General features: G+C 64.0%; 12 protein-coding genes. 1 reads left to right on the top strand and 11 read right to left on the bottom strand.

From position 1 onward, the window contains the following. The 11 genes from BBX50_RS26765 to BBX50_RS26715 form a co-directional block, all read right to left on the bottom strand. On the bottom strand, positions 1-485 hold a 485-nt coding region (locus BBX50_RS26765; protein ID WP_244515133.1), incomplete at its 3' end, for an isocitrate/isopropylmalate family dehydrogenase. A gap of 65 nt (positions 486-550) precedes the next feature. Beyond that, complete coding sequence (locus BBX50_RS26760) at positions 551-802, bottom strand: hypothetical protein (RefSeq protein ID WP_065778304.1); 252 nt, start codon at positions 800-802, stop codon at positions 551-553. Next, positions 799-2,190: an amidase gene (locus tag BBX50_RS26755; RefSeq protein ID WP_065778303.1), complete on the bottom strand. Its 1,392-nt coding sequence runs from the start codon at positions 2,188-2,190 to the stop codon at positions 799-801. The genes BBX50_RS26760 and BBX50_RS26755 overlap by 4 nt, the downstream gene beginning before the upstream one ends. A gap of 53 nt (positions 2,191-2,243) precedes the next feature. Then, complete coding sequence (locus tag BBX50_RS26750; protein ID WP_083213806.1) at positions 2,244-3,218, bottom strand: oligopeptide/dipeptide ABC transporter ATP-binding protein; 975 nt, start codon at positions 3,216-3,218, stop codon at positions 2,244-2,246. Next, on the bottom strand, positions 3,215-4,231 hold the full coding sequence (locus BBX50_RS26745) for an ABC transporter ATP-binding protein (protein ID WP_065778302.1): 1,017 nt from the start codon (positions 4,229-4,231) through the stop codon (positions 3,215-3,217). The genes BBX50_RS26750 and BBX50_RS26745 overlap by 4 nt, the downstream gene beginning before the upstream one ends. Continuing rightward, positions 4,228-5,088, bottom strand: coding sequence for an ABC transporter permease (locus BBX50_RS26740; protein ID WP_065778301.1), 861 nt, complete (start codon positions 5,086-5,088; stop codon positions 4,228-4,230). The genes BBX50_RS26745 and BBX50_RS26740 overlap by 4 nt, the downstream gene beginning before the upstream one ends. Continuing rightward, positions 5,088-6,038 (bottom strand): ABC transporter permease, encoded by a 951-nt coding sequence (locus tag BBX50_RS26735; protein ID WP_065778300.1) that lies wholly within the window; start codon positions 6,036-6,038, stop codon positions 5,088-5,090. Before BBX50_RS26735 ends, BBX50_RS26740 begins: the two co-directional genes overlap by 1 nt. Before the next feature lie 152 nt (positions 6,039-6,190). Continuing rightward, the gene (locus tag BBX50_RS26730) at positions 6,191-7,666 is read right to left on the bottom strand and encodes an ABC transporter substrate-binding protein (protein ID WP_065778299.1); all 1,476 of its coding nucleotides are present in this window, start codon (positions 7,664-7,666) and stop codon (positions 6,191-6,193) included. Between the two features lie 145 nt (positions 7,667-7,811). Next, entirely contained in the window at positions 7,812-8,558 is a 747-nt protein-coding gene (locus tag BBX50_RS26725) for an SDR family oxidoreductase (RefSeq protein WP_065778298.1), read from the bottom strand. A gap of 65 nt (positions 8,559-8,623) precedes the next feature. Next, a complete protein-coding gene (locus BBX50_RS26720; RefSeq protein ID WP_139108391.1) occupies positions 8,624-10,063 on the bottom strand; it encodes an aldehyde dehydrogenase family protein in 1,440 nt (479 codons plus the stop codon). A 1-nt stretch (position 10,064) separates the two neighbouring features. After that, the gene (locus BBX50_RS26715) at positions 10,065-10,748 is read right to left on the bottom strand and encodes a GntR family transcriptional regulator (protein WP_065778296.1); all 684 of its coding nucleotides are present in this window, start codon (positions 10,746-10,748) and stop codon (positions 10,065-10,067) included. 261 nt (positions 10,749-11,009) lie between these two features. Between BBX50_RS26715 and BBX50_RS26710 the strand changes: the two genes are divergently transcribed. Beyond that, complete coding sequence (locus tag BBX50_RS26710) at positions 11,010-13,640, top strand: autotransporter outer membrane beta-barrel domain-containing protein (RefSeq protein WP_083213807.1); 2,631 nt, start codon at positions 11,010-11,012, stop codon at positions 13,638-13,640. Positions 13,641-13,704 lie beyond the last annotated feature (64 nt).

Raw genomic sequence — 13,704 nt, 5'->3', positions numbered from 1 at the left:
TGGGTGTCGATGCCGCGCTTCTGGCCGTTGCCGAGATCGATGATCTGCTTCGGTTCGCCGAAATAGACGCCGCCGGTGAGTTCACGCACGATCAGGATGTCGAGGCCTTCGACCAGTTCCGGTTTCAGCGACGAGGCGGCGGCCAGCGCCGGATAGCAGATCGCCGGACGCAGGTTGGCGAACAGTTCGAGGTCCTTGCGCAGCCGCAACAGCCCGGCTTCCGGACGGACCTCATAGGGCACCGCATCCCACTTCGGACCGCCGACGGCGCCAAACAGCACCGCATCGGCGGCAAGCGCCTTTTCCATGTCCGCTTCCGAGATCGCCTGGCCGTGGGCGTCATAGGCCGAACCGCCGACAAGGCCCTCGTCGGTCACGAAGCCGGCGCCAAGCTCGGCATTCATGTAGGCGATGATCTTGCGGACTTCCGCCATGGCTTCCGGGCCGATGCCGTCGCCGGGAAGGATGAAAAGTTTGCGGGCCATTTCGGCACTCCTGTGTCTAGTCTGATCTGAAGCGGCCAAGCCGCGTTGGTGATTACGTGCCGGCACTACGACGCTGCGCGTTTCCCCGTTTCGGGGACCGGTCGCGCGCCTTCGATCTGGCCGATGCGTTCGCGCAGTGTATTCGTCACAGCGTGAGAGGCGGAGGCAACGGCGATCTCAAGATTGGCCTTGCCGCCGTCAACTTCGACGGCAAGTTTCGAAACGGTGACGCCGAGCCGGCGAACAATATCGAGCAGGCGAGAGACGATGTTTTCGAGATCGCCGCTCTCGACGGTGTAGCGCATCGTGTCGCTCATGCCGCCACCTTCGGCCAGGGCCGCTGCTCGGGACGCATGGCTTCGAAGGCGCGGGCGAGACGCAGGGCGCCGATATCGTCAAAGGACTGGCCGATGATCTGCAGGCCGATCGGTAGGCCATTGGCGGTATAGCCGCAATTGATCGAGATCGCCGGCTGTCCGCCCATGTTGACGGCGACGGTAAAAGCGATGTGCTCAAATGGCTTCTGTGGGTCATTGACCGGCGAGGCCCATTCGGCCGGGTAGGACGCGGTCGGCGCGGTCGGCGACAGGATGAAATCGTAGCCGGCGAGTGCGGTGTGCAGCGCGTTGCGCATGGCTTCGATCTGGGCGAAGCCGGTATAGACCTCGCGGCCGGAGAAGTTCTCTGCCGTTTTGATCCAGTCGAAAATATAGGGCAGGATCTGCGCCTGTTTTTCCGGCGAAAGGCGCGACACGTCCTCCCAGCCACGTGCCCGCCAGAAGCGGTCAAGGCCGTCGATCATATCACGGGTGAGGAATGGGCCGACCGGTTCGATGATCGCGCCGGCATCGGCGAAAAGCCTGGCTGCCCGCTTGACCGCCTGTTCCGTTTCCTCGGTGACCGATTGGCCGAAACCGGCGTCGAGCCAGAGGCCGATCTTCAGACCCTTGAGGTCACGATCAAGGTCGAGCCAGGGAATATCGGCATAGGGCAAAGCCATGGTGTCGCGGGCGTCCGGCTTCGAGAGCACCGACATGTAGAGGGCGGTATCGGCGACCGTGCGGGTCATCGGGCCGGCGACCCGGCCGATGAAGGGCGGGTTGATCGGGACGCGGCCGGCAGATGGTTTGAGACCGACGACACCGCACCAGCCGGCCGGCAGGCGGACCGAGCCGCCGATATCGGTGCCGATATGTAAGGGGCCATAGCCAGCGGCCGCTGCCGCTCCGGCTCCGGCGCTCGAACCACCCGGATTGGCCGAGAGGTCCCACGGGTTGCGGGCAAGCTTGTGAAAACTCGAAAGGCCAGAGGAAAGCATGCCGTAGTCGGGCATGGTGGTCTTGGCGAGAAGAATACCGCCCGCCTCACGGGTGCGGGCCGCCGGCGGCGCGTCGGCGGTAGCTGGCGTCAGCGACACGGCGGCGCAGCCGAGAGGCACGGCGGTGCCCTTGGTCGCAATGTTCTCCTTGATCGTCACCGGCACGCCGTCGATTGCGCCGAGTGGCTCACCCTTCGCCCAGCGCTCCTCCGATGCTCTTGCGGCCTTGCGCGCCTCGACCGGATCATAGGCCCAGAGCGCGTTGAGTTTCGGCTCCGAGGCTTCGATGCGGGTGATGACGGCCTCTGTGACCTCGATCGGAGAGAGTTTTTTCGAGCGGTATGCCTCGACAAGGTCGACGGCGGAGAAATCGGCGAGTTCGGACATGGCAAAAATTCCTGCAATAGGAGCAATTCCGGGGAACTGCAGAGCTTGGGACTCTAGGCAAAATGACAGCGGGCGGACCAGGCCGGCGTTACCGGCTTGGCCACGGGCGTGCGGGTCAGGCAGATCTCCTGCCTCACCGGACAGACGGCGGCATAGGCGCAGCCGGCCGTGGTCGTTGCGGTATGCACCGGCGTCTGCGGCGGCGCGTCAGAGCGCACGCGCTTGCGGCGGCCGGAGAAGGGTTTCGGCACGGCGGCAACCAGCGCCTGGGTATAGGGGTGGCGCGGCTTGTCGAACACGTCGTTCGTCGGGCCTTCCTCGACGATCCGGCCGAGATGCATGACGGCGACCCGGTCGGTGATGGCGCGTACCACGCCGAGATCGTGGCTGATGAACAGGTAGGAAAGGCCGAGCCTTTCCTGCAGGTCCATCATCAGGTTCAGCACCTGCGCCTGGATCGAGACGTCGAGCGCCGAGACCGGCTCGTCGGCGACGATCAGCGCCGGCCGCGTAATCAGCGCGCGGGCAATGGCGATGCGCTGCCGCTGGCCACCGGAGAACTCGTGCGGGTATTTGTCGGCTGATGCGAGCGGCAGGCCGACCGCCTCCAGCACTTCGGCGATGCGCTGGTTGCGCTCGGCGGTGCTCGTCCCGCGTTCCAGCGAGACGATCGGCTCAGAGATGATTGTTCTCACCGTGTGGCGCGGGTCGAGTGAGCCGTAGGGATCCTGAAAGATCGCCTGGAAACCTTTGCGTGCCTCGCGCAGGCCCGTGCGGTCGAGCGCGTAGATGTTCCTGCCGGCGATGTCGACTTCGCCCGATTGCGGGCGCTCCAACCCCATTACGGCGCGCGCCAGCGTCGACTTGCCGGAACCGCTTTCACCGACGATGCCAAGGCTCTGACCCGCCGCCAGCTCGATGCTGACGCCGTGCAGGACGCGCAGGCGGCTTTGCTTCGAAAAAATCGACGGGCGCGGCAAGTCGTATTCGCGCACCAGATCGGTGGTCTTGAGGATGACCTCACTCATGGTGCGACCATCCTTTCACGCGGATGAAAGCAAGCGGCGCGATGCGGCACATTTCCATCGGTATTGATTAGATCTAGTGGCGGGATCGCATGACGGCAATCCGTCTGCACGAAGGCGCAGCGCTCGGCGAAGGAACAGTGCGGCGGCCGGCCAAAGGGATCCGGAACGATGCCCGGGATGGCGTTCAATCTCGGCCGCCCTTCACCCGCCTGACGTGGCGCAAGGGCCGCGCCGTGCGGCGAGGCGGCAAAGAGACCGCGGGCATAGGGATGCGCCATGCGGGCGAAGACGTCGTCCGTGCGTCCGGTTTCGATGATGCGGCCGGCATACATGACCGCAATGCGGTCGGTCATCTCCGAGACGACGCCGAGATCGTGGGTGATCAGCATCAGCGCCGTGCCGGTGTCCTCGATCAGTTCGTCGAGCAGATCGAGGATCTGCGCCTGCACGGTCACGTCGAGTGCCGTCGTCGGCTCGTCGGCGATCAGCAGGTCCGGTTCGCAGGCGATCGCCATGGCGATCATGACGCGCTGGCGCTGGCCGCCGGAGAGCTGGTGTGGGTAGAGGTCGAGATCGAAGCGTGGCGCCGGCAGGCCGACGCGATCGAGAAGGGCACGCGCCTTCTTCTCGGCATCAGCTTTGGTTTCACCAAGATGCAGGCGCCGCCCTTCGGCGATCTGGGCGCCGATTGATTTCACCGGGTTCAGCGCCGTCATCGGTTCCTGAAAGATCATCGCCATGCGCCGGCCGCGATAGCCGCAATAGTCGGCTTCTCCCAGGTTGGCGAGATTGCGGCCGTCGAACAAAAGCTCGCCACGTACCCGCATGCGCTGGGGCAAGAGGCCCATCACGGCAAGTGCCGTCATCGACTTGCCGCTGCCGGATTCGCCGACGATGCCGAGGCGTTCGCCGCGGTTGAGCTCAAGATCGATGTCGCAGACGATATCGACCTGACTCTTGCCCGCCGAGAGTTCGACCGACATGCCGGCCATCTGTAGCAAGGGTTTGGTCATCGTTGCCGCCTTACGCGCGGGTCGAGAATGTCGCGCAGGCCGTCGCCTAAAAGGTTGAGGCCGAGCACGGCGAAAGTGATCGCCAGCCCCGGGAAGATCGCGAGCCAGGGCGCCTGGTAAATGAAGGTCTGGGCATCGTTCAGCATCTTGCCCCAGCTCGGCATCGGCGGCTGGGTGCCAAGCCCGACATAGGAAAGGCCGGCTTCGGCGACGATCGCTAAGGCGAACTGGATCGTCACCTGGACGAGCAACACGTGGTTGATATTGGGCAGGATGTGCAGAACCGTGATCGCGACGTCACCGCGGCCGGCGCAGCGTGCGGCCTGCACATATTCGCGCTTCCAGAGGCCCATCGAGGCGCCGCGGGTGACGCGGGCAAAGACGGGAATGTTGAAGATGCCGATCGCGATCATCGCATTGGTGGCACCAGGGCCGAAGATTGCGGTGATGATGACGGCGGTCAGAAGCGCCGGGAAGGCAAAGGCAAGGTCACTCATGCGCATGACGAGGCCATCGACCCAGCCGCCGCGCGCGGCAGCCCAGGCGCCGAGCGGCACGCCGATGCCGGCACCGACCAGCACTGCGACGATCGAGACGCTGATCGAGTTGCGGGCGCCGACCATGATCATCGACAGGATGTCGCGACCGAAATTGTCGGTACCGAACCAATGGCTGAAGCTCGGCCCCTGCAGCTTGTCGCGGAAGTTCATCGCGGTCGGCGCATAGGGCGTCCAGACATAGGAGACGACCGCCATCGCCACGAGGACGAGGGTGACGGTCGCGCCGATCGTCAGGTTTCGGCTGCCGATGAGCTTGGAGATGAGGCGGGGCTCCGAGGCGACTGCGGGTGCGGACATCAGTGGCCTCCTCTCGACAGCCGTGGATCCAGATAGCCGTAGACCAGATCGATGAGGAAATTGATGGTGATGACCGACGCGGCAAGCAGCGTCACCAGCGTCTGCACGGTCACCAGATCGCGCTGGGCGATCGCTTGGAAGACGAGACGCCCGATGCCCGGGAGATTGAAGACGTTCTCGATGATGATCGTACCGGCGAGCAGGAAGGAAAACTGCAGGCCGATGATGGTGACGACCGGGATCAATGCGTTCGGTACGGCATGTTTCCAGAGCGCGCCTGAACGGCTGAGCCCCTTGGCGCGAGCGGTGCGGATGAAATCTTCGCCGAGCGTTTCGATGACGGCCGAGCGCGTCACGCGCCCGAGAATGGCGGCAAGCGGCAGGCCGAGTGCGAAGGCCGGGAGGATCAGCGAATGCAGGCCGTTCCAGATGCCGCCTTCCCAACCGGCGAAACCCGATGCCGGGAACCAGGCGAGCTTCAGTGCGAACAGCAGGATGAAGAGCAGTGCCAGCCAGAAATTCGGGATGGCGACGCCGACCTGGGCAATGCCCATGACGACGGTGTCACCGGCCTTGCCGCGATTGGCGGCGGCATAGACGCCGATGGCGATGGCGACAATGACGGAGATTGCCATCGAGAGCAAAGCAAGCGGCAGCGTCACCAGAATGCGGGGGCCGAGCAGTTCGCGGATCGGCACGGAATAGGTGAGGCTCATGCCGAAGTCGCCGACGACGAAGCCGCCGATCCAGTGGAGGTAGCGGATCCAGATCGGCTGATCAAGACCGAGCTGCCGGTGCAGCGCGGCGATCGCGTCGGCGTCGGCATTCATGCCGAGCATCAGCACCGCCGGGTCGCCGGGCAGCACCTGCATCAGCAGAAAGACGATGACTGAGGCGGTAAGCGTCGTCAGAACGAGCGACACGAGGCGACCGCCAATGAACGAAATCACATCAACCTCCCGGAAAGAGCGAGCGCTGACCGGCGCCGGGTGCGTCGGTCAACGGCAGATCTGCGTCCGCCCCAACGAGGAGGGCGAATGCCGGAGCGGGATGAGGAAAAGTGCATGCGGTTTTTCGTCCGCATCCCGCTCCAACGAAATGATCAATTTTCCCAATAGGTCTGGGTCTGGTCGTCGGCCGGCACCGGCATGTTCTTCCAGAGGCCTTTCACTTTCTTGTTCCAGACGCCGATCTTCGGCAGCGCGTAGAGGAACACGTTCGGCTCGTCGGCCGCCAGCTTGCGCTGGAGTTGACCTGCGAGATCCATCTGCTCGGCTTCGGTCGAAGCGAGCGTGAAGGACTTGTAGAGCGCCTTGTATTCCGGGTTCTGGTAGTTGAAGTAGTATTTGTCGCGAGCATAGATATCGAGGTCGCGGGCCTCGGCATGGGCGATGATCGTGGCGTCGAAGTCCGAGTTCTTGAACACCTGGTCGAGCCACTGCGCGAATTCGATCGGAACGAGGTTCACCTTCACGCCGACTTCGCTGAGCATCGCCGCGATGATCTCGCCGCCACGCCGCGCATAGGCCGGCGGCGGCAGCATGATGGTGATCTCGAGATTCTGGACACCGGCCTCCTGCAACAGCTGCTGCGCCTTGCCGGGGTCATAGGGGTAGGTTTCGTTGAGATCGACATAGCCAGGTTCGACCGGCGAATAGTGCGAGCCGATCGTCGTGCCGAGGCCCGAATAGGTGCCTTCGACCAGCGACTTGCGGTCGATCGCATGGGCGAGCGCCTGACGGACGCGCACGTCGTCGAAGGGTTTGCGGGCATTGTTGAGCGCGAGAACCACCTTGCCCGAGGTGCTGCCGACCTCGACCTGCAGGTTGGGATCGCTCTCAAACTGGCTGACGAGTTCTGCCGCCTGGAACATCGGGAAGGCATCGACATTGCCGGCAAGAACGGCGGCAGCGGCAGCGGACGGGTCGCTGATGAACTTGAAGGTCACTTCGCTCAGCTTGGCCGGTTCGCCCCAGTAGTCGGCGTTCTTTTCGAGCACGACCTTGTCGCCCTTCGCCCACTCCTTGAACTTGAACGGGCCGGTGCCGACCGGCTTGGTCTTGTTGTCGGCGGCCGACGACGGCGCGATCATGACAGCGTCGCCCCAGGCCATGTTGAACAGGAAGTTGGAGGCGGGGCGCTTCAGCGTCACGACCGCGGTTGCCGGATCCGGGCATTCGGTCTTTTCGATCGGCTCGAACAGGCCCTTCTGGGCATTGGTGGAATCGGCTGCGACCGCGCGCTCGTAGGAGAACTTTACCACCGAGCAGTCGAAAGTCGTGCCGTCGTGGAACTTGACGCCCTGGCGAAGCTTGAAGCTGTAGGTCTTCTGGTTTTCTGAGACCGTCCAGCTCTCGGCAAGCAGCGGCTTGACGCTGCCGTCCTCCACCACGCGGACGAGACCTTCGAAGAGGTTGCCGTAGGTGATGTAGCGGATCGGTGCTGCGGCACCGGCGGTCGGGTCGAGGCCCGGCGGCTCAAGCACCTGGCCGACGGTGATCGTGTCCTTGGCCATCGCCGTCGTCAGCGACGCGGCGATGAAGCACGAGGCAAGCGCCCATTTCGTCAAGTTCATCATGGTTCCCCCGCTTTGCGGTTTCGTTTGTTTATAGTCCCAGTTTAAAGCGCGTCGCGATCTTTCGGATTCGCTCTTCGCGCTTTAAGTCTTTGATTTATCGCATATCGTTATCGCAAAACCGCTGTGCACGTTTGCGCGACATGCTTTAGATCGAGCGTCCGCCGTCGACATCGAGCGCCACGCCGGTGATCATCGATGCCTGCGGCGAGGCGACGAAGGCGGCGGCTTCGGCGAGATCCTCGGGCTTCAGCAGGCGTCCGAGCGGAATGGAGTCGCGGAATTTCTTGCGGATCTCCTCGGTGTCTTCGCCCATGAAGGTGGAAAGCAGCGGCGTTTCGCCGGCGACCGGATTGAGCGCGACGACGCGGATGTTGAAGGGGGCAAGCTCGATCGCCAGCGCCTTGGTGGCCGAGACCACCCAGCCCTTGGTCGCATTGTACCAGGCAAGGTTCGGCCGCGGCCGGTTGGCGCCGGTCGAGGCGATGTTGACGATCACGCCCGCCTTGTTTTCCTTCATGTGCGGCAGCAGCGCCCGCGTCATCAGGTAGACGCCGCGGACGTTGACGCCGAGGATGCGGTCGAACTCGTCAGGCTCGACCAACTCGGCGTTCTGCGGTTTGTGACCGATGCCAGCATTGTTGATGAGGATGTCGACACGCCCGAACTTCTCGAGACCTGCGGCAACCGCGGCCGCGACGTCCGTCTCCTTGGAGATATCGGCGACCACGGCAAAAGCACTTGCGCCGAGCTCCTTGGCGACGCGTTCGGCGCCGGCGGCATCGCGATCGACGACGATGACCTTGGCGCCGCCTTCGACGAAGCGCTTCGCGATGCCCTCGCCGAAGCCGGAGCCTGCACCGGTGATGAGAGCGACTTTACCTTCTAGTGACACGTGTTCCTCCCGAGGGATCATAGGTCAGAGCGGGAAGCGAGCGGAAAGCCGCGCGTTTCCTTGCTCTAGCCGTGGTAGACAGAAATGGTTTTCATGCTGGCGAAGCCGTAGAGGGCCTCAAAACCCTTCTCGCGGCCATGGCCGGATTTCTTGACGCCGCCGAAGGGCAGCTCGACCCCGCCGCCGGCGCCGTAGTTGTTGATGAAGACCTGGCCGGCGTGCACGGCGCGCGCTATCCGCAACTGACGGCCGCCGTCATTGGTCCAGACGCCGCAGACGAGACCGTAGGCGGTGCCGTTGGCGAGCCGAACCGCCTCGTCCTCGCCGTCGAACGGCATGATCACCTGCACCGGGCCAAAGATCTCTTCCTGTACGGTGCGGTGTTCATGCGGCACGTCACGGAGAAGGGTGGGGGCGACATAGGCGCCTTCGGCCGGAGCATCGGCGACGATCTCGCCTTGGGCCGCAACCTTCAGGCCATCCGTTACGGCACCGGCGAGAAAGTCCTCGATGATTGCCTTCTGCCTCTGCGAGACGACCGGACCTACAGCGAGATCGGCGCCCGCCGGGCCGACCTTCAGCGCGCGGTACCGTTCGCTCATCCGCGCCACAACCTCTTCATAGACGGCGCGCTCGACGAGGATGCGTGACGAAGCCGAGCAGGTCTGTCCGGCATTCTGGATGCCGGCGTTCACCAGGAAGGGAACGGCGCGGTCGAGATCGGCATCGGCAAAGACGATCTGCGCCGACTTGCCGCCAAGTTCGAGCGTCACCGGCACGGCATTCTTCGCGGCGGCCGCCTGCACCATTTCGCCGGTGCGAACAGAGCCGGTAAAGGAGATGTGGTTGACGTCAGGATGTGCGGAGAGGGCCGCGCCCGCTTCCGAGCCGAAGCCGGTGACGACATTGAGCGCGCCTGATGGCAGGCCTTCTTCCTGGGCGATGCGTGCGAATTCCAGGATCGTCAGGCAAGCCTCTTCGGCCGGCTTGACCACCGCCGCATTTCCCATGGCGAGTGCTGCGCCGAGGCTGCGGCCGAGGATCTGCATCGGATAGTTCCAGGGAATGATATGCCCCGTGACCCCATGCGGCTCATAGACGGTCAGCACGGTGAAGCCGTTCTGGTAGGGGATGGTGTCGCCGTGCACCTTGTCGGCAGCGCCGCCATAGAATTCGAGGTAGCGGGCGAGCGCCACGACGTCGGCGCGCGCCTGGGTCAGCGGCTTGCCGACATCGCGCGCCTCAAGCTCGGTCAGGAGGTCGATGTTGCGCAAGACCGCCGCCGAAATCCGGCTCAGCACCCGGCCGCGCTCGGTCGGCGTCATGCGTCCCCAGTCGCCCGCCAGAGCAGCGCGTGCGGAGCGCACCGCGAGATCGATATCCTCCCGGGTTCCGCGGGCGATGCGCGCGAATTCCTGGCCATTGGAAGGGTCCCGCACGGCGATGGTGTCGCCGCCCAATGCATCCTGCCAGTTGTTCGCGATGAAATTGCCGTAGGTCTTCACGTCATGCCTCTTTGTCAGTCTCGCGCGCCTCAAGGAGCGCTTTCAATCTCATTGCCGTCGCGTTGATATGGGCGCGCGCCAGCTTTTCGGCCTCGTCGAGGTTTCGTGCCGCGATTGCCTCGACGATCAGCCCGTGTTCGGCGACCGCCGTGCTCGCCCGTTCGCTCGAAAGCGAAAAGGCCGGCGCAAAGACCTGCGAGGTCATGCGCAGAAGCGGTCCGAGCGGCGCCAACGACGCGTTGCGCGAGGCACTGACGATCGCCTCGTGAAAGACGACATTGGACTGGGTGTAGGCGCCGGGATCCCAGCGTTCGACGATCTTGCGCTGCCGTTCGACCTGCTTTGACAGGTCCTTGATTTCGGCCGATGTCGCGCGTTCGGCGGCGTTGCGCGCAGCCACTCCGTCCATTGCCTCGCGCACCGCGTAGGCGTCCAGGAGTTTCGGCAGGTCGGCCGTCGCGACCCTCACGCCGCTACCCGGCTTGTTGACGACGAGCCCGTCACGCTCGAGTACCCGCAAAGCTTCGCGCAGCGGCGTGCGGCTGATGCCGAACTCGGCGGCGATGCGCTCCTGGCGCAGTGTCGCGCCGGGCGCGTAAACACCGGCATAGATGCGTTCGCGAAGGGCCTGTGCCACTTCGTCGAGAAGGCGTGACTGGCTTCGCCATTCGAAGGATTGGTTCATCGATCCCTCCAAGATCGAGGCAAATTGTATCCAGGATACAGACAATGTCAATCGGCCAAGGCGCACATGGCCGGCAGACAAGATTGCCTGTGCTGTTCTGCGATCGCGAAGACATCGGTCCGCTTTGCGCAACGCTAAGGCGCGCACACCCCAAAATTTGACGGTTGTCAGATTGCGCAGCCCATGGCTGAAATTCGCAACCGGGAATGGGGTGCCGATTGCGCCGTTCTACCGTCAGATATTGCGAACGAGGGGGAGACGATGCATCACGAGGCCACAGCGGACGAATCCGCCTTCTTTCCCGCTCACTGTTTGACGGCCACGAGACTTTTCTCGACCCGACAACTCGCCCTGCTCGCTTCTACGGCAGTCGGCCTCTGTCTTCAGAGCCTACCGGCTGCCGCGGCGTGCACCTTCGTGCCGACTGCGGGCGATGACATTTATGTGTGCGACAGCGGTACCTCGGCCGGATTTACGGATCTTGGCGGCAATAATACGCTCACTCTGCCGGCCGGTGGCACGGGAACGATCACCAGCGCCATAACCTTCGGCGCAGGTGTCGACACCGTCGAGATCCACAGCGGAGCGATCAGCGCCAATCTCCAGCAGGGCGATGGCAGGGACAGCTTCACGATGACCGGCGGCACGCTGCAATCACTGAACCAGGGTACCGGTCTCGATACGTTCTTCATGTCGGGGGGCCACATTGTCGGTTTCTTCGACGACGGCGACAGCGCGGTGATGACCGGCGGGCGCATCGGCCGCGTCAACATGCTGCTCGACGATAACCTGTTCGCCATGTCGGGCGGCACCATCGACAACAACCTGGTCACGGGCTTCGGCAACGACACGATCATTCTCTCCGGTGGCAGCATCGGCGGCAATATCAGCGTCAGCGGCGGCACGGACAGCGTGACGGTGACCGGCGGGGCTGTCGGCGGCAACGTGCTGATGAGCTTCGGGACGGATACGTTCACGTGGGACGGTGGCGGCACCATCGAGGGCAGCATTGACCTCGGGGCCGACACCGACATTGCGACGCTTCGCAATCTGACCAGCGCCAACCTCGCGGGGACCGACGCGCTGACAGGTGGCCTGGGCGTCGACGGCTTGACATTGGAAGACGTCCAGACAGGCGGCGTGGCCCGCTTCCAAAGCTGGGAAAACATCGATGCCCGTGCTGGCAGCGTGCTGACCTTCGACGGCAATCTGACCCTCGGCGACAGCGGCACCGGAACTGGAACGCTCAATGTCGATGCCGCCAGCACCCTTCGCGGCGGCGGTACCAACGCGGCGATCTCGGCGGCCACGATCGGCCAGTTGGTCACGGTCAACAACAGCGGCACCATCGACCTGTCAGACGTCGGCGCAAGCACAAGCGATCGTTTCACGGTCAATGGCAACTACAGCGGCAACAGTGGCCTGTTGGTGCTTGATACCGTGCTGGGCGACGACTCCTCTGCATCCGATCGGCTGGTCGTATCAGGCGGTACGGCGACGGGCACCACGGCCATCAGTGTCGTCAACGCCGGCGGCGCTGGTGCCGACACGCTTGCGAACGGCATCATGGTCGTCGAACTCGCCAACGGCGCGACGTCGGCCGCAAGCGCCTTCGCGCTCAATGGCCGGGTTGCCGCCGGGGCCCACGAATACTTGCTCTACAGGGGCGGAGTGACAGCCGGATCAGAGCAGAATTTCTACTTGCGCTCGACGCTCGTGGTCGTGCCGACGCCGATAACGCCGCCGCCCGAGATCGTGCCGCCGATCATCGTCGTACCGCCGCAAGTCCCGCCGACGGTGCCGCCGGTCGTCGAACCGGAAATCGTCATCGTTCCGCCAGGCCCGGGCGTGGCGCCGCCGTCCGATGGCGCGACACCTGTGGAGCCCGAAACCGTAATCGTGGACATCGGTGGCATACCGACCGCCGTCGAGATCGTGCCGCTCTACCGTGTCGAAGTGGCGACCTATTCGGCTGTCCCGCCGATCGCCGAGTATCTGGCGCTTTCGAGCCTCGGCACCTTCCATGAGCGGCGCGGCGAGCAGTCCCTGCTCGACGGCGCCGGCGCTTTGACGGCGAGCTGGGGCCGCGTCTTCGGCCAGAAGGCGGAATTGCAATGGAAGGGGAGCGTCGATCCCGGCTTTGATGGCAATCTGCTGGGCTTCCAAATCGGTCAGGATCTTTTCGGCTGGGAAACGGAAGGCGGCCATCACGACCGCGTCGGCGTGTTCTTCAGTCACGCGCGTGCCGATGGCGATATCACCGGGCAGGCGGTCGGCTGGAACAACCTCCATGTCGGCGAGATCGATGTCAGGGCCAACAGTTTGGGCGGCTACTGGACGCATATTGGCCCCGGTGGCTGGTATCTCGACGCCGTGCTCATGGGCACGTGGTTTGACGGCGACGCCCGCTCGATCGGCGGCAGCGGCGTCGAGGTCGATGGCACCGGCGTCACCGCCTCGCTCGAAGCCGGTTATCCGATTGCCCTCGGCGAAAACTGGACGCTGGAGCCGCAGGCGCAGATCATCTGGCAGCATCTCTCGCTTGACGATCAGCGCGATGCGTTTTCAACCGTGAAGTTCGACGGCGACAATGCTGTGACCGGACGGCTGGGCTTCCGGCTGCAAGGGGAAGTGATCGCCGAGACGACAACCTTCCAGCCTTACCTGAAGGCCAACCTCTGGCACAATTTCGACGCCGACCAGCGCGTGACCTTCGGCACGGATCCGATTGTCACGGAAACGGGCGGAACGGCGCTGGAACTGGGCGGCGGTCTGGTCGCGAAGCTGTCGGAAACAGCAAGCCTCTATGTCACGGCCGACTACACCACCAATCTCGGTGGCGAAAAGATCGACGTGCTCGAAGGCAACATCGGCCTTCGGGTCAAGTGGTGAGCAGCTAGCGGGTCTCACATCTTGTTAGAGTTGTTGCGGGCCGCGATCGCTTCCAACCGCTCGT

This window comes from Ensifer sp. LC11, from assembly GCF_001695835.1.
Lineage (GTDB): Bacteria > Pseudomonadota > Alphaproteobacteria > Rhizobiales > Rhizobiaceae > Ensifer.
Note: the sequence above shows the minus strand (reverse complement) of the source record. Positions and strands in the feature narration are given on the sequence as shown.